At 35.0% G+C, this 26,419-nt stretch carries 15 protein-coding genes, 2 tRNA genes, 3 rRNA genes and 1 pseudogene; 9 read left to right on the top strand and 12 right to left on the bottom strand.

From position 1 onward, the window contains the following. Window positions 1-64: 64 nt before the first annotated feature. The 4 genes and pseudogenes from ACZZZT_RS14040 to ACZZZT_RS14025 form a co-directional block, all read right to left on the bottom strand. Window positions 65-2,464 carry a glycoside hydrolase family 31 protein gene (locus ACZZZT_RS14040; RefSeq protein WP_463460834.1) on the bottom strand — a complete coding sequence of 800 codons (2,400 nt, stop codon included), beginning with the start codon at window positions 2,462-2,464 and terminating at the stop codon, window positions 65-67. A gap of 200 nt (window positions 2,465-2,664) precedes the next feature. Next, on the bottom strand, window positions 2,665-4,569 hold the full coding sequence (gene glgB / locus ACZZZT_RS14035) for a 1,4-alpha-glucan branching protein GlgB (RefSeq protein ID WP_463460833.1): 1,905 nt from the start codon (window positions 4,567-4,569) through the stop codon (window positions 2,665-2,667). A gap of 35 nt (window positions 4,570-4,604) precedes the next feature. Then, window positions 4,605-5,885 (bottom strand): glucose-1-phosphate adenylyltransferase, encoded by a 1,281-nt coding sequence (locus tag ACZZZT_RS14030; RefSeq protein WP_042565279.1) that lies wholly within the window; start codon window positions 5,883-5,885, stop codon window positions 4,605-4,607. After that, window positions 5,875-7,301: pseudogene (locus tag ACZZZT_RS14025) on the bottom strand (glycogen synthase). Before ACZZZT_RS14025 ends, ACZZZT_RS14030 begins: the two are co-directional and overlap by 11 nt. Window positions 7,302-7,440: 139 nt before the next feature. Here ACZZZT_RS14025 and ACZZZT_RS14020 point away from each other — a divergent pair. Together ACZZZT_RS14020 and ACZZZT_RS14015 are read left to right on the top strand one after the other, a co-directional pair. Beyond that, entirely contained in the window at window positions 7,441-8,298 is an 858-nt protein-coding gene (locus ACZZZT_RS14020) for an alpha/beta hydrolase (RefSeq protein WP_463460832.1), read from the top strand. A gap of 57 nt (window positions 8,299-8,355) precedes the next feature. Then, complete coding sequence (locus tag ACZZZT_RS14015) at window positions 8,356-9,000, top strand: endonuclease III domain-containing protein (RefSeq protein ID WP_463460831.1); 645 nt, start codon at window positions 8,356-8,358, stop codon at window positions 8,998-9,000. Here the strand turns inward: ACZZZT_RS14015 and ACZZZT_RS14010 are convergent, their stop codons facing one another. From ACZZZT_RS14010 to ACZZZT_RS13980, 7 genes are all read right to left on the bottom strand, one after another. Next, window positions 9,001-9,438: a nuclear transport factor 2 family protein gene (locus ACZZZT_RS14010; RefSeq protein WP_463460830.1), complete on the bottom strand. Its 438-nt coding sequence runs from the start codon at window positions 9,436-9,438 to the stop codon at window positions 9,001-9,003. Between the two features lie 180 nt (window positions 9,439-9,618). Next, window positions 9,619-9,728, bottom strand: a 5S ribosomal RNA gene (gene rrf, locus ACZZZT_RS14005). Window positions 9,729-9,877: 149 nt separating this feature from the next. Continuing rightward, window positions 9,878-12,756 (bottom strand): 23S ribosomal RNA (locus ACZZZT_RS14000). Between the two features lie 146 nt (window positions 12,757-12,902). After that, window positions 12,903-12,976 (bottom strand) — tRNA-Ala (locus tag ACZZZT_RS13995). Window positions 12,977-13,135: 159 nt separating this feature from the next. Then, window positions 13,136-13,209: transfer RNA gene (locus ACZZZT_RS13990), tRNA-Ile, on the bottom strand. 124 nt (window positions 13,210-13,333) lie between these two features. Next, a 16S ribosomal RNA gene (locus ACZZZT_RS13985) occupies window positions 13,334-14,847 on the bottom strand. Together the 16S, 23S and 5S rRNA genes with 2 tRNA genes alongside form the textbook arrangement of a ribosomal RNA operon. A gap of 1,048 nt (window positions 14,848-15,895) precedes the next feature. After that, entirely contained in the window at window positions 15,896-16,576 is a 681-nt protein-coding gene (locus tag ACZZZT_RS13980; RefSeq protein WP_463460829.1) for a DUF4294 domain-containing protein, read from the bottom strand. Window positions 16,577-16,657: 81 nt separating this feature from the next. On the opposite strand from ACZZZT_RS13980, the gene ACZZZT_RS13975 reads away from it, so the two are divergent. The 7 genes from ACZZZT_RS13975 (at window position 16,658) to ACZZZT_RS13945 (ending at window position 25,375) form a co-directional block, all read left to right on the top strand. Next, window positions 16,658-17,746 carry a M42 family metallopeptidase gene (locus ACZZZT_RS13975; protein ID WP_463460828.1) on the top strand — a complete coding sequence of 363 codons (1,089 nt, stop codon included), beginning with the start codon at window positions 16,658-16,660 and terminating at the stop codon, window positions 17,744-17,746. Window positions 17,747-17,807: 61 nt separating this feature from the next. Beyond that, window positions 17,808-18,488, top strand: coding sequence for a response regulator transcription factor (locus ACZZZT_RS13970; RefSeq protein ID WP_042566456.1), 681 nt, complete (start codon window positions 17,808-17,810; stop codon window positions 18,486-18,488). Then, window positions 18,485-19,015, top strand: coding sequence for a hypothetical protein (locus ACZZZT_RS13965; protein WP_463460827.1), 531 nt, complete (start codon window positions 18,485-18,487; stop codon window positions 19,013-19,015). Before ACZZZT_RS13970 ends, ACZZZT_RS13965 begins: the two co-directional genes overlap by 4 nt. A 7-nt stretch (window positions 19,016-19,022) precedes the next feature. After that, a complete protein-coding gene (locus tag ACZZZT_RS13960; RefSeq protein ID WP_463460826.1) occupies window positions 19,023-19,847 on the top strand; it encodes a HAMP domain-containing sensor histidine kinase in 825 nt (274 codons plus the stop codon). An 82-nt stretch (window positions 19,848-19,929) separates the two neighbouring features. Then, window positions 19,930-21,177: a TolC family protein gene (locus tag ACZZZT_RS13955; RefSeq protein ID WP_463460825.1), complete on the top strand. Its 1,248-nt coding sequence runs from the start codon at window positions 19,930-19,932 to the stop codon at window positions 21,175-21,177. A gap of 121 nt (window positions 21,178-21,298) precedes the next feature. Continuing rightward, window positions 21,299-22,273, top strand: a complete 975-nt coding sequence (locus ACZZZT_RS13950) for an efflux RND transporter periplasmic adaptor subunit (RefSeq protein WP_463460824.1) — start codon at window positions 21,299-21,301, stop codon at window positions 22,271-22,273. A gap of 3 nt (window positions 22,274-22,276) precedes the next feature. Beyond that, complete coding sequence (locus ACZZZT_RS13945) at window positions 22,277-25,375, top strand: efflux RND transporter permease subunit (RefSeq protein WP_463460823.1); 3,099 nt, start codon at window positions 22,277-22,279, stop codon at window positions 25,373-25,375. 362 nt (window positions 25,376-25,737) lie between these two features. Here ACZZZT_RS13945 and ACZZZT_RS13940 read toward each other — a convergent pair whose 3' ends face one another. After that, the gene (locus ACZZZT_RS13940; RefSeq protein ID WP_042566461.1) at window positions 25,738-26,118 is read right to left on the bottom strand and encodes an ankyrin repeat domain-containing protein; all 381 of its coding nucleotides are present in this window, start codon (window positions 26,116-26,118) and stop codon (window positions 25,738-25,740) included. Between the last annotated feature and the right edge of the window lie 301 nt (window positions 26,119-26,419).

Genomic DNA, 26,419 nt, shown 5'->3' with positions numbered 1-26,419 from the left:
AAAAATACGATTATTTTTAATAGGTATTTTTATATAATTAAAACGAAACGTATCATAATTATTATTATTGTCCGATAATGTGTAATTCCGCAAATTCTTTATCAATAATCAGGAAATGATTTTCTTCGAATCTTTCACTATCAAATTCTACTTTTTCGTTATCAATCTCTATTTCAGTTACTTTGAATGGTAATCCAATTAAATTAATTTTATATCTACTATAAGGTGTATCGTATTTTCCTTCTTTATGCAATTGAATAATAAGTTCTTTTTCTTTTCCGATGGTTCTAAAAGATAAAAAGCTGTATCGGCCTTTTTTATAATCGTAACCATCTTGTGCATCTTCGTAAACTACTGATTTTTCCTTACCATTTTTATAATATAAATCCAGCGTTAATTCATCAAATTCAAGTTCACCTACATATTGCTGTACAGGATATTTCGGGATAATTGCTCCTGCTTTTACAAAAACGGGAATTTCATCAAATTTGGTATCGATCCAAACTTCTCGTCCGCCGGTTGTAAACTCATTTGTCCAGTAATTGTACCATTCTCCTCTTGGAATATACATACGTCTTCCTAAAGAATTAGGTTCAAGAATTGGGCAAACTAATATTTGATTTCCGAAGATAAATTCATCGTTACGATAATGTGTCTGGGTATCATCCTGATCGTAGTAAACCAATGGTTTCAGCATTGGGATACCTTCTTCTATATATTGCCAAAACATGGTATACAAATAAGGTAATAACTGATAACGTAAACTCACAAATTTTCGGGTAATATTGATCACTTCTTCATCAAAAGCCCATGGTTCCTGATTGCCGTGATCTCCGGAAGAATGTGTTCTGCAAAAAGGATGAAAAACACCCAACTGAATCCAGCGTGCATATAATTCTCCTGTTGGCTGTTCTGCAAATCCACCAATATCAGAACCTGTAAAGCCCATTCCTGAAATACACATTCTTTGTACCTGAATATTGGCAATCCATAAATGTTCCCAAGTTGCTACGTTATCACCTGTCCATGATGATGTATAACGCTGCGCACCTGAATACGCCGATCTTGTAATTACAAATGGACGTTTAGGATATGCAAAACGCTTTACTCCATGATAAGTGGCACGGGCCATTTGTGTACCATAAATGTTGTGTGCTTTTCTATGGCTACAAGGATTACCATCGTACATATGACGTACATCCATTGGAAACGTTTTATTTGGAACTTCCATAACTGCTGGTTCGTTCATATCATTCCAAACCCCTTTTACACCAAAGTCCGAAATTAATTCTTTAAATAAGCCCGCCCACCATTCTCTCACTACTGGATTTGTATAATCCGGAAAATTACATTCTCCCGGCCAGACTTTTCCTTTCATGTAAGGTCCATCTGCTCTTTTACAGAAATAATCTTTTTCAAGAGCTTCCTGGTAAACCCAATAATTTTTATCAATTTTAATTCCCGGATCGATGATTACAATTGTTTTAAAACCATCTTCGGCTAATTCTGCAATCATTCGTTTTGGGTCGGGAAAATATTCACTACTCCAGGTAAAACATCGAAAACCTTCCATATAATCGATATCCAGATAAATAGCATCACAGGGGATTTTTAATTCTCGAAATTTTGAAGTGATTTCTTTTACTTTGCTTTCCGGATAATAACTCCATTTGCATTGATGGTAACCCAAAACCCAAAGTGGCGGTAATTCTGGTTTACCTGTTAAATCAGTATAAGTTGTAACAACATCCTGCATTTGTGGGCCATAAATAAAGTAGTAGTTCATTTCACCACCTTCGGCCCAAAAACTGGCTACATTTCTTCTTTCCTGACAAAAGTCAAAGAAAGTTCTAAAGGTATTATCAAAGAATATCCCGTATGATTGTTTGTTATGTAAACCAATGTAAAAAGGAACAACTTTATACAATGGATCTTGTTCTTTGTGAAAAGCGTACTGATCTGTCGCAAAATTTTCTAATCTTTTGCCTTTTAAATTCATTTGTGTGGCTTTGTCGCCAAGACCGTAAAAACATTCTCCATCTTTGGATGATTTACTCATTTTTACGATATTTCCGCCATATTCATAACTTTCTTCCCAATGAAAACCAAGCTCATCTTCAAGAATTAGAAAATCATTGAGGTCATAAATAGACAAACGAAGATCCTGTTTTTGAATTTTACACTTTACTTTACTGGTTCTTATTTGAAAATAAGTTTCCTCTTCGGTTAATTCTAAAAAATTATAACCATGCAATTGTGTTTTATCTATTGCGTATGAAAAGTCATTACTGAAATAACCTTTTGTAGTAAATCTAAATCGAATTAAACTGTCTCGAAGAATAGTGACTTTTAAGATTACTTTATTGTCTGTATGAAAAAAGATGGTATCTCCTTCATGTTCATGCGAAACAATTTTTGATGGATATAAATCGCCTTTATACTCTAGTGCTGTATTTGTAATCATACGCTAAATGAATTAATTATATAACTCCAATCTTTATCTCAAACATACAAAAAAACTTGATAAGCCTCTCTGAATAAAAGGATTATTCACGAAAACGATTTTTCTGAATGACTATCAAATTACATCTCAAAAAATCAGTAAATCGATAATTTAAGGATACAAAACTGATAAAATTGCATTGCGAAATAAAGATTGAATTTTTATTGAAAGGAATAAACTGTAACGCTTAAGGGAGGTAAAGTTAATTCTACAGAATAATCTCTTCCATCATAGGAAACAGTTTGAACTTTTAATGTTTCTGAATTCCCTACTCCACTTCCGCCATATATAATTGAATCGCTATTAAAAATTTCTTTTAATTTTCCTTTTTGCGGAATTCCGATTCTATAATTTTCTCTTATCACTTGCGTGAAATTACAAACAACAATTACATTTTCTTTCTCGTTATTTCCTTTTCTGATATAAGACAAAACGGCATTTTGATGATCTGAATAATTTATCCATTCAAAACCTTCGCCAGTAAACTGTTTTTCATATAATGCAGGATGAGTTTTATATAAATGATTCAAATCTGTGATTATCTTTTTTATACCCAAATGATAATCATATTGAAGTAAATGCCAATCTAAACTTTTCTCGAAATTCCATTCATCACTTTGTCCAAATTCTGACCCCATAAACAATAGTTTAGTTCCGGGATGTGTAAACATATAACCGTATAACAAACGTAAATTGGCAAACTTTTGCCATTCGTCACCCGGCATTTTATTAGCAATAGATTTTTTTCCGTAAACCACTTCATCATGTGAAAATGGCAACATAAAATTTTCGGTAAAAGCATACGTCATCGAAAATGTCAAATCATTTTGGTGGTATTTGCGATAGACGGTTTCTTTCTGAAAATATTTTAAAGTATCGTGCATCCAGCCCATCATCCATTTCATTCCAAAACCTAAACCTCCGGTAAAAGTTGGTCTCGATACCATTGGAAAAGAAGTACTTTCTTCTGCAATAGTTTGAACTCCGTCAAAATTAGCATAGATAACTTCGTTAAATTCTTTGAGAAAGCTTATAGTATCTAGATTCTCTCTTCCCCCATAAATATTAGGTTCCCATTCACCTTCATTTCTCGAATAATCAAGATATAACATCGAAGCTACAGCGTCAACCCTTAAGCCATCAGCATGATAATTTTGCAGCCAAAAAACAGCATTACTTATTAAGAAAGCACGAACTTCATTTCTACCATAATTAAAAACCAAACTTTTCCAATCCGGATGATAGCCTTTTCTACGATCAGGATGTTCGTATAAATGTGATCCGTCAAAAAAGCCTAAACCGTGTGCATCATCCGGAAAATGTGATGGAACCCAGTCTAAAATAACGCCAATTCCAGCCTGATGCAGCTTATCAACCAAAACCATAAAATCCTGAGGTTTTCCAAAACGGGAAGTTGGCGCAAAATATCCAGTTAATTGATATCCCCATGACGGATCGTAAGGATATTCCATAATTGGCATAAATTCAACATGTGTAAATCCGGTTTCTTTTACATAATTAACCAAATCATCCGCAAGCTCTAAATAGGTTAAAAACCGATTTTGATCACCTCTTTTCCAAGATCCTAAATGAACCTCATATACAGAATAAGGCTTATCCAGCTTATTACTTTCCTGACGTGATTTCATCCAGTTTTCGTCTTTCCAGTTATAATCCAAGTCCCAGACAACCGAAGCCGTGTGAGGTGGTTTTTCACAATATAAAGCAAAAGGATCTGCTTTTTCGGTTACAACGCCATCAATATTAGATTGAATTTTATATTTATAAAGTGCTCCTTTTTCTATATATGGAATAAATCCTTCCCAAATTCCGGAAGAATCCCATCGAACTTGCAATAAATGTTCTCCTTGTGTCCAATAATTAAAATCACCAACAACAGAAACTGATTGCGCGGTTGGAGCCCAAACGGCAAAATAAACACCTTTTTCTCCATTGACTTCAATTAAATGTGCTCCTAATTTTTCATATAATTGGAAGTGCTTTCCTGCTTTGAATAAATCAATATCAAAATCAGTAAATAAAGAATGCGTGATTACTTTAGACATATTTGGTTTTTAAGGCAATAATTAATTTTGAATTTTTATTCAATTCTGAAATTATCTGAGAGAATTGCGCCTTTTTTAATAACTACAATTCCATCTTTTATGCTGTATAATTCGTTGGTAAAATTATCTAAATGTTTTCCTCCGCTTATGTGAACATTATTTCCTATGCGGACATTTTTATCTATTAAAGCATTGCTTATAAAACAATTATCCCCAATTCCAATATGGATTTTATTAATAGTACTTTCATGATTCATTTCATCAAGATCCTGGTAAAAATCATTCCCCATCACATAACAGTTTTGCAACACAGTTCCTGTACCAATTCTGGAACGAATACCAATTACAGAACTTATTATTTCTTTGGCATTAATAATACAGCCTTCAGAAATCAATGATTGATTTATAATTGAATTTCTAAATTTTGATGGCGGTAACAATCTTGGTCTTGTAAAAATTTTATTCTCATTATCAAACAAATTGAATTCCGGAATATCAGCAGTTAGACCAATATTAGCTTCAAAAAATGATTCAATATTTCCTATATCCGTCCAATATCCTTCATATTGATAACTTAGAATTTTATGTTTTCCAACGGCTTGCGGTATAATTTCTTTTCCAAAATCTTTCGTTTCAGTATCAGACATTAAATCTTCCAGCAATTGTTTATTAAAAATGTAAATCCCCATTGATGCTAAATACTTTTTACCTTTTTCCTGCATTTGTTCACTTACCTCAGATTCCCATTCAGGCAATAAAGATGCATCTGGTTTTTCTATAAAAGCTTCAACACAATTCTCGTGATTGGTTTTAAGAATACCAAATTCAGGAGCATCTTTGGCATTTACAGGTAAAGTCGCAATAGATATCGCAGCATCTGCAGCAATATGCGCTTCTAACATTTCGTTAAAATCCATTTGATATAATTGATCTCCGGATAGGATTAAAGCATGATCAAATTCATGCTTTTGAAAATGCGACATACATTGTCGAACTGCATCTGCAGTTCCCTGAAACCATGTTGGGTTATCAGGTGTTTGTTCTGCTGCCAAAATATCAACAAATGACTGACTAAAAATACTGAAATTAAAAGTGTTTTTGATGTGAGCATTCAAAGAAGCAGAGTTGAACTGTGTCAGGACAAATATTTTGAAAATATCTGAATTGATACAATTTGAAATTGGAATATCCACCAATCTATATTTTCCTCCAATTGGTACTGCAGGTTTTGATCTCGTTTCTGTTAATGGAAACAAGCGGGAACCTTGTCCTCCTCCTAAAATAATGGCAACGACATTTTTCTTTTTAAATTTCATTTTTCTCAATTATTAGGTTGTATATCTCGATATATTCTTGGCAAACTCTTTCCCAGGAATGATCAATGGTCATTCCTGTTTTTATAACTTTATTGAAATTTATTTTATCATCGTATAATTTTACAGCACGATTTATAGAATAACAAATATCACCAACCGAGGCCTGATCATGACAAATCCCGTTACCATTATCGCCAAAATCAACTACAGTATCACGCAGACCTCCCGTTCTCCTGACAATCGGAATTGTTCCATAACGCAACGCATACATTTGATTTAATCCACATGGCTCAACTCTTGAAGGCATTAAAATATAATCTGAACCTGCATAAATCAGATGTGCTAATTCTTCATTATAACCAATGAAAACATTGTAATTTCCCTTATAATCATTCCGTAGCTGCATTAATTGTTCTTCAATTAGGGAATTTCCAGAACCCAAAATCAAAATATTGATATTCTCAAAATTTTCCGACAAGGCCAATGCCGAAGCCTGAGGCAATAAATCTCCTCCTTTTTCCTCAAATAAACGCCCAATAAAACTAAAAAGAGGTTTTCCGGGATCTAATTCAAATTGCTCACACAAGTTTTCCTTGTTCATTTGTTTTCCAACTTCAAAACTATCAATCGAATAATTTTTTACAATCATCTTGTCTTTAGAAGGATCCCAAACTTCTATGTCAATTCCGTTTAAAATACCTTTTGATTTACTTTGAACCGAATTAAATAAAGACTCTAAGCCATTTGCTGAATAGTTTATTTCGTTTAAATAACTCGGAGACACCGTCGTAACAGCATGTGCGCATTTAACTCCAACAGCCAATGAATTCAAAGAACTTCCCCATTCCAGAAAGCCAACATGAATTAAATCGAACTCAGGTAAATAATGTAGTTTATCAAAACCAAACCAACCTTGATATAAACCGTTATGAATTGTAATTACCGTTCTTACACTTTTTAAACTTTCATATTTATAAGCATATTTTAGCAAAAATGGAACTAATCCAGTATGATGATCATGACAATTTATTACATCCGGAATTGTTTTTCTGGCTAAAAGCCAATCTAATGTTGCGATTTGAAAAGAAAAAAACGCTCAATATCATCTTCATATCCATAAATATTTGGCCTGTCAAATAGTTCATTAATTTCTATCAGATATAATTCATAACCGAGTTTATCCGAAGTTTCTTTTAAAACACTAAAAGGAAAATCAAAATTCCCTAATTTAACATTTCCCCAATGAACACATTCAAAGTTATTTTCTTTTCTAAATTTTGTATCATAAAAAGGAACCACAACTCTAACAAGATTACCCGCAGCTGCTTGATATTTAGGTAATGCACCAACAACATCGGCTAAACCACCAACCTTTACCATTGGATAACATTCTGCACTGATATGAAATATTTCCATGTTAAAATTTTATAGGCCTAATAATAAAATTAATTCTCAAATTATTTTTTAAGCAAGCATTTATTAATATGTTACTTTTATGTTTTTTAAATTTAGGAAAAAATAAACAAAATTAAGCCTCAAAAAAATATTTATTGATATGACAAAAAATATAACTAATCCTACTAAATCATTAAAAATTCCGCAGTTTATAATTATATCCTGTAAAATTTGTGCTTTTATCTCAACAAAATTAGTTACGTCATATGCTGCAAGGTTATTTACAACTCCCATAAAACATAAAGTTCCAAAACGGGAGCTTGAAATGGATATAAAAAGCATTCAAAATAAAATCTATATTCCTAAAATTGACAAAAGTGTAGTAACTTATAAATATGGAGAAAGTAATCGTAAAATTTTATTGGTTCATGGATGGTCAGGAAGAGGAACACAACTATTTAAAATTGCTGATGAACTTTTAAAACTGGGCTATTCTACAATTAGCTTTGATGCACCCGCACATGGAAAATCTAAAGGAAAAACTACCATCATGTCTGATTTTATTGCATCAATATTAGAAATTGAGAAACAGTACGGTCCGTTTGAGGTTGCTATTGGTCATTCACTTGGAGGAATGTCGGTACTAAATGGAATTAAAGATGGTTTACAAGTAAATAAAGCAGTAATAATTGGTAGTGGAGATATAGTGCAAGATATTTTAGATGATTTTACTGCTAAATTAAGTTTAAAACAGGAAATTAGTGAACGATTACGTAATTTGTTTGAAGAGAAATATCAGGTAAAAATGGACGATTTCTCAGCATATAAAGCCGCACAAAAAATGGAAATTCCAGTTTTGGTAATACATGACAAAGATGATCCCGAAGTTCCTGTAAAAGCAGGAATTCATATTCACGAACAACTTAAAAACGGGATTTTATATATTACTGAAGGTCTCGGGCACCGAAAAATACTTGGAAATCAAAATGTGATAAAAAAGATATTAGAATTTATTTAAAGTGCTTAAATTTGTGTTAGTTACATTTTTAATTGTATAATTCTAAAGAAAAACAAAATGGATTTATTTGGAGAAATATCTGATTGGGAAAGTAAACTAAAACCTCTTTTGAAAAAATATAAAGGAAAAAAACACCCTTTGGATTATCAAAACATCTATCAATTGTTGGTGATGGTAGTTCTATCAGCACAAGATTCTGATGCAAACATTAATAAAATTGCTCCACTCTTATTCAAAAAATATCCCACTTTAAATAGTCTGTCTAAAACTGATTTAGAGACATTTACTCCCTATATAAGTAAGGTTCGGAATTATCCAACAAAAGCACAATGGCTTCTGGAAATTGCTAAGTTTATTAAAGATGATAAAGACATACCTTTAAATATGAAGGAATTAACAGCTTTAAAAGGTATTGGTAGAAAATCTGCAAATGTGATTCTAAGAGAAAGTCACAAACCAGCAGAAGGAATAATTGCAGATTTACATGTAATACGTGTAAGTCCAAGAATTGGTATAATAAAAGAAAGTAAAGATGGAAATAAGGTTGAAAAAGATCTTATGCAGGCATTACCCAAAAAAATATGGTCAGAGATAGGAATGGCTCTCTCCTTCTTAGGACGGGAAACCTGCAGACCTAAACCAAAGTGCGAACAATGTCTAATCACAGATTCTTGTCATTACTATCTAACAGAAGTAATATAACTATTTTTTTCTTCTGGTATCAATTAAATAGATAATCTTCCATGAATCTTTTTCTTTGAATAAAGTAAAAGCATTAACTCCCGAGTGGCTCAATTTACCATTTAAATAAAATTCATAAGGAGTCCAAACATGCGCCATACTTCCATCAATCTGGATATTATAGTTCAAGATTTTCTCCTCAAATTTTAAATTAGAAGGTATTGAAGCGATAGACTTGTAGAATTCCTTTATATTCTCTTCAGATAACTTATTTCCTTTGGTTACACTTTCACTAATAGATTGCAAAATAAGTTTATCAGAACAAACTGACTTTAATTTAATTGTGTCTTTGTGATGAAAGGCTACAAAAAAAGATTCAATGGCTTTCTGTACATCCTGTTTTTGTGCATTTGAAGACAACCCAGCAAACATTAATATTACAATAAAATACATTCTCATAATTAATACTTTTTCTTAAACTCAAACTAACTTATCTGACATAAAGATATAAAAGATAATTTATGATTAATAATAAGAATGTGTAGAAGAGCAGACTTTAAATACATAATAATATGGCTCATAACAAGCTATTTATAAAACAAAAAATCCCCATCAAATAAATGATGAGGATTCTTCAAAGAAAGGCGACGACATACTCTCCCACATAACTGCAGTACCATCTGCGCAGGCGGGCTTAACTACTCTGTTCGGGATGGGAAGAGGTGAGCCCCGCCGCAATAACCACCTTAAGGTCGTTGTTACTTGAGGTAACTTTTAATTATTAATTATCAATTATAAATTGTTAATTATCAATTAAACAATATCTTAACATACTGAGATAAAGAAAAAAGTGTTTTTTAGAAAGTTTCTTCTCCCGACCGTAGTCGGGAGAAAAGGTGTACATAAGCTTACGGATTATTAGTACTACTCGACTATGACATTACTGCCTTTACATCTATAGCCTATCAACGTGGTCATCTTCCACGATCCTTAAAAGAAATCTCATCTTGTGGTGGGTTTCGCGCTTATATGCTTTCAGCGCTTATCCCTTCCAAACGTAGCTACTCTGCGGTGCCCCTGGCGGGACAACAGATACACTAGAGGTTTGTCCAATTCGGTCCTCTCGTACTAGAATCAGATCCACTCAAATTTCTAACGCCCACAGTAGATAGAGACCGAACTGTCTCACGACGTTCTGAACCCAGCTCGCGTGCCACTTTAATGGGCGAACAGCCCAACCCTTGGGACCTTCTCCAGCCCCAGGATGTGACGAGCCGACATCGAGGTGCCAAACCCCCCGTCGATATGAGCTCTTGGGGGAGATCAGCCTGTTATCCCCGGCGTACCTTTTATCCTTTGAGCGATGGCCCTTCCATGCGGAACCACCGGATCACTATGCTCTACTTTCGTACCTGATCGACCTGTATGTCTCTCAGTCAAGCTCCCTTATGCCATTGCACTCTACGCACGGTTACCAAGCGTACTGAGGGAACCTTTAGAAGCCTCCGTTACTCTTTTGGAGGCGACCACCCCAGTCAAACTACCCACCAAGCAATGTCCCCCGCAAAACGGGGTTAGGCCTCAGATAAACAAAGGGTTGTATTTCAACAATGACTCCACAACGCCTGGCGACGCCACTTCACAGTCTCCAACCTATCCTACACATCATTTATCCAAGGTCAATACTAAGCTATAGTAAAGGTGCACAGGGTCTTTTCGTCCCACTGCGGGTAAACGGCATCTTCACCGTTACTACAATTTCACCGAGCTCATGGCTGAGACAGTGTCCAGATCGTTACACCATTCGTGCAGGTCGGAACTTACCCGACAAGGAATTTCGCTACCTTAGGACCGTTATAGTTACGGCCGCCGTTTACTGGGGCTTCAATTCAATGCTTCTCCGAAGATAACATCTCCTCTTAACCTTCCAGCACCGGGCAGGTGTCAGGCCCTATACTTCATCTTACGATTTTGCAGAGCCCTGTGTTTTTGATAAACAGTCGCCTGGACCTCTTCACTGCGGCCAGCTTGCGCTGGCGACCTTTCTCCCGAAGTTACAGGTCTATTTTGCCTAATTCCTTAGCCATGAATCTCTCGAGCACCTTAGGATTCTCTCCTCAACTACCTGTGTCGGTTTACGGTACTGGTACTAATTACCTGAAGTTTAGAGGTTTTTCTTGGAAGCCCTTAGGCGCACTATCTCTTTGTCCGAAGACTCCGAGTACTATCGTATTTCCCCAAGATCTGTGGATTTGCCTGCAGATCTTATAGGTAGGTACTTCAACGAACTATTCCGTCAGTTCGCGGCGCTTTCATCACTCCGTCACCCCATCACAGTAATTAGTAGTACGGGAATATTAACCCGTTGGCCATCGACTGTCCCTTTCGGGTTCGCCTTAGGACCAGACTAACCCACAGCTGATTAGCATAGCTGTGGAAACCTTAGTTTTTCGGTGTGCGGGTTTCTCGCCCGCATTATCGTTACTTATGCCTACATTTTCTTTTCCAGCCAGTCCAGCATACCTTACGATACACCTTCAACCCTGCTGGAATGCTCCCCTACCACTTAGAGTAAACTCTAAATCCATAGCTTCGGTAATACACTTATGCCCGATTATTATCCATGCTCGTCCGCTCGACTAGTGAGCTGTTACGCACTCTTTAAATGAATGGCTGCTTCCAAGCCAACATCCTAGCTGTCTGGGCAGACAAACCTCGTTCTTTCAACTTAGTGTATATTTGGGGACCTTAGCTGATGGTCTGGGTTCTTTCCCTCTCGGACTTGGACCTTAGCACCCAAGCCCTCACTGCTGAGAAACATTATATAGCATTCGGAGTTTGTCAGGAATTGGTAGGCGGTGAAGCCCCCGCATCCAATCAGTAGCTCTACCTCTATATAACTTAATTCAGCGCTGCACCTAAATGCATTTCGGGGAGTACGAGCTATTTCCGAGTTTGATTGGCCTTTCACCCCTACCCACAGGTCATCCGAAGACTTTTCAACGTCAACCGGTTCGGACCTCCACACTGTGTTACCAGCGCTTCATCCTGCCCATGGGTAGATCACACGGTTTCGCGTCTAACACTACTGACTAAAGCGCCCTATTCAGACTCGCTTTCGCTACGGATCCGTGGCTTAACCACTTAACCTTGCCAGCAACGTTAACTCGTAGGCTCATTATGCAAAAGGCACGCCGTCACCCCACGAAAGGGCTCCGACCGCTTGTAAGCGTATGGTTTCAGGATCTATTTCACTCCGTTATTCACGGTTCTTTTCACCTTTCCCTCACGGTACTGGTTCACTATCGGTCTCTCAGGAGTATTTAGCCTTAGCGGATGGTCCCGCCAAATTCAGACAGGGTTTCACGTGCCCCGCCCTACTCAGGATACCACTATCTATTACACTTGTTACCCATACGGGGCTATCACCCTCTATGGCGTCACTTTCCAGCAACTTCCGGTTCCTTGTGCATAAAATGTCGTGGTCCTACAACCCCAGCACTGCCGTAACAGCACTGGTTTGGGCTAATCCGCGTTCGCTCGCCACTACTTACGGAATCACTTTTGTTTTCTTCTCCTCCGCCTACTTAGATGTTTCAGTTCAGCGGGTTTGCCCACCTATCGGTGTACTATGTCTTCAACATAGTGGGTTGCCCCATTCAGGTATCTGCGGATCAATCGGTGTGTGCCCGTCCCCGCAGCTTTTCGCAGCTTATCACGCCTTTCATCGCCTCTGAGAGCCAAGGCATCCCCCATACGCCCTTATTTTGCTTATTGTACCAATCTTAAAATTAATTAAGACCGTTTTTTTTGTCTTTTGTTATTTGTATTGCTACTATAACAAAAAACGCTTTCTACTTTTTATTATTTTCTTATCTCAATATGTCAATGAACTTTTATTGCCTATCTTTATAGACAATCAGTGGAGAATAACGGAGTCGAACCGTTGACCTCCTGCGTGCAAGGCAGGCGCTCTAGCCAGCTGAGCTAATCCCCCATTTTAATTAAAAATTAAAAATCGTGAATTAAAAATTATGAACTTTTTGATTCTTAATCTTTCAACTTCTAAAATTTCCTTTTTTCTAAGTATTTCAGTCTTTTTTAATTTTTAATTCTCAATTTTTAATTAAATTACCAATTGAAATTCTTAAAAAAGTAGTCCCGGGCAGACTCGAACTGCCGACCCCTACATTATCAGTGTAGTACTCTAACCAGCTGAGCTACGAGACTCTGTTTTACTTAAAATTTATTATTTGAACTAACAGCAAGAGTAATTGAACTTCGTGATTCAGAACCTTCTAAATTATCATCTTTTTTCCCCATCGTGCATTACTGCTAACAATTGGGGCTCTAGAAAGGAGGTGTTCCAGCCGCACCTTCCGGTACGGCTACCTTGTTACGACTTAGCCCTAGTTACCAGTTTTACCCTAGGCAGCTCCTTGCGGTCACCGACTTCAGGCACCCCCAGCTTCCATGGCTTGACGGGCGGTGTGTACAAGGCCCGGGAACGTATTCACCGGATCATGACTGATATCCGATTACTAGCGATTCCAGCTTCACGGAGTCGAGTTGCAGACTCCGATCCGAACTGTGACCGGTTTTATAGATTCGCTCCTGGTCGCCCAGTGGCTGCTCTCTGTACCGGCCATTGTAGCACGTGTGTAGCCCAAGGCGTAAGGGCCGTGATGATTTGACGTCATCCCCACCTTCCTCACAGTTTGCACTGGCAGTCTTGTTAGAGTTCCCGACATGACTCGCTGGCAACTAACAACAGGGGTTGCGCTCGTTATAGGACTTAACCTGACACCTCACGGCACGAGCTGACGACAACCATGCAGCACCTTGTAAATTGTCTTGCGAAAGATCTGTTTCCAAACCGGTCAATCTACATTTAAGCCTTGGTAAGGTTCCTCGCGTATCATCGAATTAAACCACATGCTCCACCGCTTGTGCGGGCCCCCGTCAATTCCTTTGAGTTTCATTCTTGCGAACGTACTCCCCAGGTGGGATACTTATCACTTTCGCTTAGCCACTGAGATTGCTCCCAACAGCTAGTATCCATCGTTTACGGCGTGGACTACCAGGGTATCTAATCCTGTTCGCTACCCACGCTTTCGTCCATCAGCGTCAATCAATTAGTAGTAACCTGCCTTCGCAATTGGTATTCCATGTAATCTCTAAGCATTTCACCGCTACACTACATATTCTAGTTACTTCCTAATAATTCAAGTCTGGCAGTATCAATGGCCGTTCCACCGTTGAGCGATGGGCTTTCACCACTGACTTACCAAACCGCCTACGGACCCTTTAAACCCAATGATTCCGGATAACGCTTGGATCCTCCGTATTACCGCGGCTGCTGGCACGGAGTTAGCCGATCCTTATTCTTACGATACCGTCAAGCTCCTTCACGAAGGAGTGTTTCTTCTCGTATAAAAGCAGTTTACAATCCATAGGACCGTCATCCTGCACGCGGCATGGCTGGATCAGGCTTGCGCCCATTGTCCAATATTCCTCACTGCTGCCTCCCGTAGGAGTCTGGTCCGTGTCTCAGTACCAGTGTGGGGGATCTCCCTCTCAGGACCCCTACCCATCGTAGCCTTGGTAAGCCGTTACCTTACCAACTAGCTAATGGGACGCATGCTCATCTTTTACCGTTGTGACTTTAATAGTGGCTTCATGCGAAGCTGCTATACTATGAGGTATTAATCCAAATTTCTCTGGGCTATCCCTCTGTAAAAGGTAGATTGCATACGCGTTACGCACCCGTGCGCCGGTCTCTGGTTCCGAAGAACCATACCCCTCGACTTGCATGTGTTAAGCCTGCCGCTAGCGTTCATCCTGAGCCAGGATCAAACTCTTCATCGTATATTGTTTGTCTTAATTAAATCAAGACTAATTATTATGCGACGATTCTCTATCGGTTCTTTTCAAATCTCTCGATTCCATTACTCTTATTCTTTTGTTTTGAAATCTCTCTCAAAACGGCTGTCAATTCAATATGTCTACGAACGTGTTTCAATTTTGTTTCGCTTGTGTTTCAAAGCGGGTGCAAAAGTAGAAAACTTATTTCTAACTGGCAAATGTTTTTTGAAGTTTTTTTTAAGAAATTTTAATTTCCTTTTTCCTCATCTTACCTGCCAATCTGTCAATGAACTTTCCGTGTTTTGCGGGGTGCAAATGTAACTTCTGTTTTTAAATCTCACAAGCTTTTTTGAATCTTTTTTTGAAAAAAATTTTCTTTCCAAAATCCGTATGCTTGTCAGTATTTCTTAGAACGTCTGTCGCTGTTGCGGGTGCAAAAGTAGCACCTTTATTTACATTTACAAGCCTTTTTTTTATATAATTTCAATCTTTTTTATAAAGCACTGGTTTTGCGTTTTTTACAATTCAAAGTTTTTTTTGATCGGATTGGGGTTTTGTGGATTTGTAGCGCTTTGTGTGGGTTTGGATGGGTTTGCCGCAAAGGCACTAAGGCCCGAAGGTTTTTGTTTTCTTCCTTTTTATTGGGATGGAAAAGGCACAAGAGTGCGTTTTGGGATGGTTTTTGTTTCGCGCAAAGTCGCAAAGGCGCTAAGTTTTCTTCTTTGTTCCTGAATTTTCCTCTCTTTATCCAAATGTTTTCTTGAAAACTACTGCCCTAGCCCCGATAGTAACGGAAATCCTTTTGTGCCGGGGTTCACCACAAAAGATTGTAGTGGATAGCGGGAAATAACTCCTTCTAAAAACTAAATTTCAAATTCTTCAAACTCCAAATTCCAATCAGTGACGTTTCAGCTTCAGTTCAGCAGGATAAAACTAACTTATATAATTAAGGAATCTTATCCTTATATATAGGTAGCAAAAAATAAACCCGACAGGTTTTCAAAAACTGTCGGGTTGTAAAGATTAAATTCTATTACTATATATAGGTATATTATTTTTTATTGAGTGTTTTTGCCTTTTCTTCCCAATGCTCCATCAAATCATTATAATTAACTGGATTTGCAGGTTTTTGATTTATTAATCGACCGGATTCAAATGCTCTCACGAGAATGGTTTCTATTAAATAGTCTTCATTGGCTTCATAAGGCTTATATTCTGTTTTTAAACTTATGTCAAATAAATTGGCCGTGGTATTTGAAACAAATGCCTTGAAACCACTTTTTAGAGTTCGAATTAATTCATATGTTGTAATTCCGGTTTGACGATGAATTAATTTTACCAGAATTTGACCTTGTTTTCTAGAGAGCTTTTTAAGTCGTTCTTCAAATTCGTTATTAAGGTAATCTTCTACAATTTTAAAATATTTCTTTTTCTCACGATTTGTTTTTAAACGCGCCATTCCTTTATTTAATGCTGTCAATCTATCTGATGCTAATTTTGCGTACGGATAGGTTTTATAAACTCTGTTTTGAAGAATCAAAAATTGTTTCTGCGCTTCGGGGTCCAGCTTTTCTTTAGATATTATAATCTCTGGCAACTCGATTGTATCGTTTAAAATAGAATCTTGTTCGGTAAGGATATATCCCATTTCCTGATTTTCTTTTGGAGTAACCTGAGCCTGAGTTGTAAAAGAAACCGATATAAAAAACAAAATAATGTAGGTAAATCTCATAGAGTCATAATTTAAATGTAAAATTATATATTTATATACAACTCTAATACCAAATTTATAAATTAGCGCAAAAATATTTTTATGAGTACGAAATCTATCTTAAAAGATACCTCTATTGCTTTTCTGGAAAGTTACCTAAATAATGCCTCTCCTACTGGTTATGAAAGTGAAGGGCAAAAACTTTGGATGAATTATTTAAAACCTTACGTTGATACTTTTATTACGGATACTTATGGTACTGCTGTGGGAGTTATTAATCCTGATGCTCCTTTTAAAGTTGTTATTGAAGGACATGCTGATGAAATTTCCTGGTATGTAAACTATATTACTGATGATGGTTTATTATATGTAATTCGCAATGGTGGTTCTGATCATCAAATTGCGCCTTCTAAAAGGGTTCATATTCATACTAAAAAAGGAATTGTAAAAGGAGTTTTTGGATGGCCTGCAATTCATACTCGTTTGCGTGACAAGGAAGAAACTCCAAAACTGAGTAATATTTTTATCGATTTAGGCTGTGAAAACAAAGAACAGGTTGAAGCGATGGGTGTTCATGTAGGTTGTGTGATTACATATCCTGATGAATTTATGATATTAAACGAAAATAAATTTGTTTGTCGCGCTATAGATAACAGAATGGGCGGTTTTATGATTGCCGAAGTTGCCCGTTTATTGCATGAAAATAAAAAGAAATTACCTTTTGGGTTGTATATTGTAAACTCTGTTCAGGAAGAGATTGGTTTGCGTGGTGCCGAAATGATTGCACAAACTATTAAACCAAATGTTGCAATTGTAACTGATGTTTGTCATGACACAACTACTCCTATGATCGACAAAAAGGTTGAAGGCGACCTTAAAATGGGAAAAGGCCCTGTTATTGCTTATGCACCGGCTGTACAAAATAAATTACGAGATTTAATTATAGATACTGCCGAAGAAAATAAAATTCCGTTTCAACGCAGTGCGATTTCAAGGGCCACTGGAACAGATACTGATGCTTTTGCTTACAGTAATGGTGGTGTGGCTTCGGCTTTAATTTCGCTGCCTTTACGTTATATGCATACTACTGTAGAAATGGTTCATAAAGAAGATGTTGAAAATGTTATTCAATTGATTTATAAATCTTTATTGAAAATTGAAAATAATGAGACTTTTTCTTATTTCAAATAAAAAATAATTTTAAACGTCAATTCGGTTATTAATTGGCCGAATTGACAAATAAAAAAACAATATGAAAATTTTACTACTCGAAGACGATTTTACTTTATCTAAAGAAATCTCAACATTCTTTACTTTAAAAGGATTCGAGTGTATTCCTTATTATGATGGTTCATTATTATTGAAAAAATATTTTCCGTATGAATATGATTTAATAATTCTGGATATTAATGTTCCCGGAATCAATGGAATCGATGTTTGTAAAGGTATTCGGGAAGTCGATAAAAAAACACCTATTATAATGTTGACTGCTTTTAGTGAAATTGAAGATAAATTGACTTCTTTTGATAATGGAGCTGATGATTATTTGGTAAAACCTTTTCATTTTGAAGAATTATATGCCCGAATTTCATCTCTTTTAAGAAGAAAAGAGATTCCGCAACAGGTTGAGAAAAAAATTTCTATTGAAGATTTAGAAATATTCGAAGATGACATGAAAGTTTTTCGCTCTGGCGAAGAAATTAAATTAACCCCAAAAGAGTTTAAACTTATTTTGATTTTGGCTCATGCCAAAGGAAAAGTGCTTTCTAAACAATTTATTGCCGAAAAACTTTGGGATTATCATATAGAAACAAATCAGAATACAATTGAAGTTTACATTAATTTTTTAAGAAAGAAAATAGATAAAGACCACGAAATAAAATTGATTCGAACCAAAATTGGCTACGGCTATTATTTAAGCAATCAGGAATGACTTTAAAAAACCGGATATCACTTTTAGTAAGTTTATTATTTACAATCCTTTTTGGGTTGGCTTCTACATTGATATTTGTTTTATATTCTAATTTTAGAAAAGAAGAATTCCGTGATCGATTAGAAATAAAAGCACTTTCTAATATTAAATTACTGGTAAACGTTAAAGAAGTAGACGATCAGCTTTTGAAAATGATTGATCAAAATTCCATTAATAAATTGTATGATGAAAAGACATTGGTTTTTGATTCTCACTTTAAACTTATTTATAGCAGTATTGATGATGCGAAAATTAACTGGTCTATTGATGATTTAAAATATTTAAAGAAAAATAAAACTTTTTTAAACAACAGGGCGATTATGAAGTTTATGGTGTTTTTTATGACACTAAAGACAAAGACTTTTATGCCCTTATATCTGCAACAGATGATTATGGTAAACGAAAATTACTTTTTTACGATACACCTTAATTATATCTTATATCTTTTTTACTTGTATTTGTTGGGTATTAACTTCATTCATGGTTAAAAAGGCGATGAGTCCTTTAAATATATTCCATCAAAAAATTAAAAATATAAACGAGAATAATCTTGATACCCGTATTGCTTCTAAAAGCAATAAAAATGAAATTGATTTGATTGCAAATGAATTTAATTTCATGATGGATCGCATCGAAATATCGTATCAAAAACAAAAAGAGTTTACCGCACACGCTTCGCACGAGCTTAGAACTCCCCTATCCAGAATTACATCGCAAATTGAAAATACTATTGAAGATTCGGCAACTTCTATAAAAGGTAAAAACTTTTTAAAAACTATTTTATCTGATGTGAACCAATTAACCGAATTAATTAATTCGTTATTGATTTTGTCTAAAATAGACAATAAAAATCATGAGAATTATGAAATTCAAAGAATGGATGAGATTTTATTTTCTGCTATTGAAAATTTAAATAAAAGCTTTCCTGATTTTGTTATTCTTTTTGAAATGGAAGAAAATGAAAATCTGGATACTGCTTTAGAAATAAAAGGAAATAAAAATCTGCTGGAAATCGCTATAAGTAATGTTCTGAAAAATGCTTGTGTTTACTCTGATAACAAACAAGCTATTGTAAAAATTAGTATTGAAAACAATGATCTTATTATTTCAATTTCTAATATTGGAAAGACTTTAACGGAGAACGAACAAAAAAATCTCTTTCAGCCTTTTATGCGTGGCGAAAACTCAAAAGGAACTGCAGGTTTTGGGCTTGGATTACGCATTGTAAACCGTATTTTAACACTGCATAACGCCAAAGTTATATATAATGTCCCTTTTGAAAACACCAACTTATTTCAGTTGATTTTTCATTCAACTTAAATTTTTAAGGTCTTTTTAAGTTCTTTCTTAAGGTGTCTTAAAGTCTCACGATAGCATCTTTGTATCAAATAAAACCGATACAATGAAAAAGTTATTTGCAATACTACTATTGATTTTAATACATCCGGTAGGTTTCGCACAAAAGCCATTCACTTTAGAAGAGTGCGAAAGTCAATTTCTAAAAAACAATCTTTTCCTGCTTGCATCTCAATATAATATTGATGCTTCGAAAGCACTTACAATTCAGTCCAAAATTTGGGAAAATCCAACAATTACTGCAGAATTAAATGCGTACAATCCTGAAAGAAATCAATATTTTGATATTGGAAAAGAAGGACAAAAGGCATTTGGCATCGAGCAACTAATTTATTTAGGTGGAAAAAAACGCAATGAAATTAAATTGGCGCAAACTAATGAGAAATTAGCCGAGCTACAATTTAATGATTTATTAAGGACATTAAAACTACAATTACGCAAAAGTTTCTATACCGTTTATTACAATACAAAAAGCCTTGAAACGACTGACGATCAGTTAACTCATATTGAAGATTTAATCAACTCCTATTCTGTTCAGGTTCAAAAAGGAAATATTCCTTTAAGAGATCTTGTTCGTTTGCAATCGTTATATCTAAATTTTAAAAACGAACGAATGGAAGTTGTAAATAATAATATTGAAGAACAGGGAAACCTGAAATCATTATTGAACTCACAAGAAAATATAGTTCCTCAAATTTCTAAAGAAGAATTTAATAAATATCTAAAAGAAATTCCTTTTGATCTTAAAAACTTTCAGGATGAAGCCATTGTAAATCGCCCTGATTATCTGGCCAAACAAAAAGACATCGAAGTAAATGAACTGAATGTTAAATGGCAAAAATCACTTTCTGTTCCTGATATTACTGTGGGCGCAAATTATGACCAACGCAGTGGCGCTTTTAACAAGGAAGCTAATCTTACACTTGGAATTCCTTTACCGCTTTGGAATAAAAACAAAGGAAATATAAAATATGCCCAAACCATTTTAGAGCAATCAAAAGTCGAAAAACAAAATTTTGATCTGCAATTGCAAACCGAAATTACATCGGCATGGAACAAATGGGATGAATCCCGTAAAAACTACATTGTTATAAAACCAACAGTAAATTCAGATTTTGAAGCTGTTTACAACGGTATTTTAACCAATTTTCAAAAACGAAATATCAGTTTACTGGAGTTTACAGATTTCATGGAAAGTTATAATCAGGCTGCTGTTCAGTTAAATGAACTAAAGAAAAGAGTAGCACTTTCCGGGGAAGAATTAAATAGTACAATCAACAAAGACTTATTTTAAAACTAAATAAAATGAAATATAAACTAATTATAGGAATTGCTCTTGTCAGTCTATCAATTGCAAGCTGCAAAAAGAAGTTGAAAACCCTGAAACCAATACTTCTTTTGCATTAAGTGATGCAATGCTAAAAACTACTACAACAGCTGTTGCACAAACACAATCTGTAAAAAATGAATTAAGTTTTTACGGAAAAATTACAGCTGACAATAATAAAATGATAGACGTTTATCCCCTTGTTGGTGGAAATGTAATCAAAGTAAATGTAGAACTTGGAGACTATGTTCGCAAAGGTCAGGTTTTGGCAACTATTAGAAGTACTGATGTTGCCGATTTTGAAAAACAATCTATCGATGCAAAAGGTGATTTATTAGTGGCCAAAAATAAGTTGAAAGTAGCTCAGGAATTATTCGACGGAAAATTAAATTCTGAAAGTGATGTTTTTGAAGCAAAATCAGAAGTAAATAAAGCACAGTCTCAATTAAGCAAGATTCAGGAAACTTATAAAATTTATAATATTAAAGCAGGATCTATTTATGAAGTTACAGCTCCAATTAGTGGTTTTATCATCCAAAAAAGTATCAATCAGGATATGCTTTTAAGAAACGACCGCTCTGAAAATATTTTTGATATAGCTGAAATTAGTGAAGTTTGGGCATTAGCCAATATTAATGAAATCGATATTAATAAAGTAAAATTAGGAATTGATGCTGACGTTACAACTTTAAGTTATCCTGATAAAGTTTTTAAAGGTAAAGTCGATAAAATCTTTAACGTGATTGATCCTGAAACAAAAGCTATGCAAGCTCGCATAAAATTGCATAATCCGGATTTTATGCTAAAACCGGATATGAATGCAAATATCAAATTATCTTATAATGAAGGAAAATCAATGATTGCCGTACCCAGTAAAGCAATTGTTTTTGATAAAAGTAAAAACTTCGTAATGGTATTTAAAGATCGTCATAATATTGAAACCAGACAAGTTGAAGTCTATAGTGTTGTTGGTGATGTCACTTACATTTCGAATGGTTTGAAAGAAAACGAGAAAGTTATTACAAACAATGAGTTATTTATTTATCGCGCTTTAAACGAATAAGACATGAACAAATTCATACGAAATATTATTGCTTTTTCGCTTAAGAATAAAGCATTTACCTTCTTTTGGGTAGGATTACTGGCTGTTGCAGGATTTATTTCTTTTAAAAATATGCCAATCGATGCTTTTCCGGATGTAACGAATACTCAAATTATTATCATTACACAATGGAATGGAAAAAGTGCTGAAGAGGTAGAACGTTTTGTTACTTCTCCTATAGAAATCTCTATGAACTCGGTACAAAAAAAGACCAGTGTTCGTAGTATTACCATGTTTGGATTATCTGTTATTAAAATTATTTTTGATGATGGTGTCGATGATACCTTTGCACGTTTGCAGGTAAACAACTTATTAAAAAATGTATCGTTACCAGATGATGTAGAACCAGATGTGCAGCCACCTTATGGGCCAACCGGTGAAATTTTCAGATATATTGTAAAAAGTGACAGTCGAGATAGTAGAGAGTTATTAACTTATCAAAACTGGATTATTGATAAACAGCTTCGTTCTGTTCCTGGTGTTGCCGATTTAAATGTTTTTGGAGGTCAGACTAAAACTTATGAAGTTGGTGTTGATCCAATAAAATTAGCAAAATACAACATTACGCCGCTTCAGGTTTATAATGCTGTTAATGCAGGAAACTTAAATGTTGGGGGAGATATTATCGAAAAGAATGGACAGGCATTTGTTGTACGCGGTGTCGGGCTTTTAAAATCCATTCAGGACATTGAAAATATTATTGTAGATGACGCTAACGGTAATCCAATTTTAGTAAAAAACTTAGCTTCTGTTTATGAAAGTTCAATGCCAAGAGTTGGACAAACCGGTATAGGCAAAAATGACGATGCCGTTGAAGGAATTGTTGTAATGCGAAAAGGCGAGAATCCACAGGAAACATTGGCATTGATTAAAGCCAAAATAAAGGATTTGAATGACAATGTTCTTCCAAAAGACATTAAAATAGAGACTTTTTATGACCGTGATAATTTGATGAATTTCACGACAGAAACAGTAATGCATAACTTATTTGAAGGTATTATTCTTGTAACATGTGTCGTGTTTCTTTTTATGGCAGATTGGAGAACAACTTTTACAGTTTCAATTGTTATTCCGTTATCGTTATTGTTTGCCTTTTTGTGCCTGAAAATGATGGGGATGAGTGCCAATTTGTTGAGTTTGGGTGCAGTCGATTTCGGAATTATTATTGATGGTGCGGTGGTAATGGTCGAAGGATTATTTGTGGTATTGGACCACCGTGCACATCAATTAGGAATGACGGCATATAATAAAATTGCAAAAGGCAGTTTGATTAAAAAAACGGGAGCAGAAATGGGGAAAGCTATTTTCTTTTCTAAATTAATCATTATAACTGCTTTACTTCCAATTTTCTCATTTCAGAAAGTGGAAGGGAAAATGTTCTCACCGTTGGCTTATACTTTAGGTTTTGCCTTAATGGGAGCGTTACTTTTTACTTTGACATTAGTACCGGTTTTATCACATTTACTTTTAAATAAAAATGTAAAGGAAAAAAACAATCCTTTTGTTAATTTCTGGGATCGAATAGTAAGTAAAAGTTTTGCCTGGACATTTAAGCATAAAGTAAAAACTTTAATCGCTTCGACAGCTATTCTAGTAGCAGTTTTCTTTTCGGCTACGTTTTTAGGAACTGAATTTTTACCTCAATTAAACGAAGGCGCTTTATGGGTAACAGCAGAATTGCCAATGAGTACTTCTTTACCGCAAAGTGTAGAAACAGCCGCAATGATTAGAAAAGATCTGGAAAGCTTTCCTGAAGTAAAAAAAGTTTTATCTCAAACCGGAAGAAGTAATGACGGAACTGACCCGAATGGTTTTGGTTTTATACAGCTTCAGGTTGATTTGAAACCCAAATCAGAATGGACCCGAAAAATTACAATGGATGATTTGATTAATGAAATGGATCAAAAATTAAAAGTTCACCAGGGAATTACTTATAATTATTCGCAGCCTGTTATCGATAATGTTGCCGAGTCTGTTGCTGGTTTTAAAGCCTCAAATGCAGTAAAAATATATGGTGATGATCTTGACAAACTTGATGAATTATCAAATGAAGTTTTAGCTCAGATAAAAGATATTCCGGGTATTAAAGATGCCGGAATTTTAAGAAACGTTGGACAACCGGAAATCAGTGTAATTCTTGATAGAGATAAAATGGCCGCTTATGGAGTAACTTTAAGTGATGCTCAAGCTGTTCTGGAACTTGCATTTGGAGGAAAAACAGCAACTCAAAAATATGAAGATGAAAAGAAATTTGATGTAAGGGTTCGTTTTTCTAAAGAATACCGCAAAGATGAAAATGATATTGCTGAATTGAAAGTTCCAACAATTAGCGGGATCAAAATTCCATTGAAAGAAATTTGCGATCTAAAAACCGTTACTGGTCCGGCTTTTATTTACAGAGATAATACCAAACGTTTTATTGGAGTTAAATTTTCTGTTCGTGATCGTGATTTAGGAAGCACAATTGCTGAAGCTCAGGCAAAAGTGGCAAAAATGAAAATGCCGCAGGGATATACTGTGGGCTGGACAGGAGAATTTGAAAATCAGGTTCGTGCCAGTGCGCGTCTGGCTCAGGTGGTTCCTATCAGTTTAATCGGGATTTTTGTTTTACTGTTTATTTTGTTTGGAAATATTAAGGATTCATTACTTGTATTGGCGAATGTTCCGTTTGCAATTATTGGAGGAATCATGGCTTTGCATCTTACAGGAATGAATTTTGGAATCTCTGCCGGTGTTGGATTCATAGCCTTATTAGGGATTTGTATTCAAAACGGTGTAATTCTAATTTCTGAATTCCACCATAATCTAAAAGCAAAACTATCTCTCGAAGAATCCATTTTTATTGGAGTAAAAGCCCGAACAAGAGCTGTAGTCATGACAGCCCTTATGGCCTCAATAGGTTTAATGCCAGCTGCAATTTCAACAGGAATTGGTTCTGAATCACAAAAACCATTGGCAATTGTGATTATTGGAGGACTAATTACTGCAACAGTTTTAACATTATTAGTGTTCCCAATTATATTTTGGGTATTCAATCGAAAAAAGCACGTTCCTATTGAATAGTGTTTTAAAAATAAATTAATTTGGTTTGATTAATTTGACTTGGTTTTAAAAAAGAAAAGCATCATTATTATTAATGGTGCTTTTTTGATTTTAAGCTTTAAGGCTTTTTAAGATCAAAAAAATGAATTTTACCGCAGAGTTCACAAAGATTTTTTACTATTAGCCTTTTATAAAAAACACAAAGTTCGCAAAGCTTTGTATTGATTTAGCTTTGCGAACTTTCTGTCTAATAGGAAGTACAATCTTTGAACTCTGCGGTAAATAACTACTCGATAATAATCAATTTCAAATTACCACAAAAAAAAGATCCTCTGCTCAAAGAAGATCTTTTTTGTATACTAACTCAAACTTTTTTTAAACTCTTATTTCAAATCTTTCAAAAGAGCGATTGCATCTGTTGCATTTGATAATTGTGCATATTTTAAAGCTGTATATCCTTTTTCGTTTTTGTCACCAGGACGAGCGCCGCTAGCTAATAAAACTTTAATAATTTCAACTTTGTTGTAACGTGCAGCTGTCATTAAAGGAGACATATCGTCTGACTTTTCATTAACGTTAGCACCATATTCAATAAATTTTTTAACTACTTCGATGTCACCTTTACTAACAGCAACATTAAGTGGAGTTGCATCCCAAGCTGAAACTTCAACTGGCTGTTTTACTACTACTTGTTGATTTGAAGCCATTGATACATTTGCAAATGCAACTAAAGCTAGTCCTAAATAAATAACTGAATTTTTCATAATGATTTGTGTGTTAAATTGATTGATAAATATTTGATTGATAATGGGTTGTTGTTAAATTCTATACAAATGTAAATTAAATTCCAGTATATTGCATTGCAAGGTACTTTGTTTTAACTAATTCTTAACGTTTAATTAATAAACTAATAATGACAAGAGCGTTTAATTGACGTTTCCATATAATAGACGCTGCAAAAGTAAAAATGTTACACTTAATTGAATATTTTCTGAAAAATAATTCGCGAAATTTTCAGAAAATGGACAAACAATCCTTTACCTTTTTAACGTTAGTTCAAAAGGA

This window comes from Flavobacterium sp. AC274 (assembly GCF_979258275.1).
This window is presented reverse-complemented; position numbering and strand designations above follow the sequence as displayed.

What these genes read in the sequence shown, in the direction of transcription:
- ACZZZT_RS14040 (WP_463460834.1), bottom strand. Translation starts at nt 2,464, where the DNA reads ATGATTACAAATACAGCACTAGAGTATAAAGGCGATTTATATCCATCA.
- glgB (WP_463460833.1), bottom strand. Translation starts at nt 4,569, where the DNA reads ATGTCTAAAGTAATCACGCATTCTTTATTTACTGATTTTGATATTGAT.
- ACZZZT_RS14030 (WP_042565279.1), bottom strand. Translation starts at nt 5,885, where the DNA reads ATGAAATTTAAAAAGAAAAATGTCGTTGCCATTATTTTAGGAGGAGGA.
- ACZZZT_RS14020 (WP_463460832.1), top strand. Translation starts at nt 7,441, where the DNA reads ATGACAAAAAATATAACTAATCCTACTAAATCATTAAAAATTCCGCAG.
- ACZZZT_RS14015 (WP_463460831.1), top strand. Translation starts at nt 8,356, where the DNA reads ATGGATTTATTTGGAGAAATATCTGATTGGGAAAGTAAACTAAAACCT.
- ACZZZT_RS14010 (WP_463460830.1), bottom strand. Translation starts at nt 9,438, where the DNA reads ATGAGAATGTATTTTATTGTAATATTAATGTTTGCTGGGTTGTCTTCA.
- ACZZZT_RS13980 (WP_463460829.1), bottom strand. Translation starts at nt 16,576, where the DNA reads ATGAGATTTACCTACATTATTTTGTTTTTTATATCGGTTTCTTTTACA.
- ACZZZT_RS13975 (WP_463460828.1), top strand. Translation starts at nt 16,658, where the DNA reads ATGAGTACGAAATCTATCTTAAAAGATACCTCTATTGCTTTTCTGGAA.
- ACZZZT_RS13970 (WP_042566456.1), top strand. Translation starts at nt 17,808, where the DNA reads ATGAAAATTTTACTACTCGAAGACGATTTTACTTTATCTAAAGAAATC.
- ACZZZT_RS13965 (WP_463460827.1), top strand. Translation starts at nt 18,485, where the DNA reads ATGACTTTAAAAAACCGGATATCACTTTTAGTAAGTTTATTATTTACA.
- ACZZZT_RS13960 (WP_463460826.1), top strand. Translation starts at nt 19,023, where the DNA reads ATGAGTCCTTTAAATATATTCCATCAAAAAATTAAAAATATAAACGAG.
- ACZZZT_RS13955 (WP_463460825.1), top strand. Translation starts at nt 19,930, where the DNA reads ATGAAAAAGTTATTTGCAATACTACTATTGATTTTAATACATCCGGTA.
- ACZZZT_RS13950 (WP_463460824.1), top strand. Translation starts at nt 21,299, where the DNA reads ATGCTAAAAACTACTACAACAGCTGTTGCACAAACACAATCTGTAAAA.
- ACZZZT_RS13945 (WP_463460823.1), top strand. Translation starts at nt 22,277, where the DNA reads ATGAACAAATTCATACGAAATATTATTGCTTTTTCGCTTAAGAATAAA.
- ACZZZT_RS13940 (WP_042566461.1), bottom strand. Translation starts at nt 26,118, where the DNA reads ATGAAAAATTCAGTTATTTATTTAGGACTAGCTTTAGTTGCATTTGCA.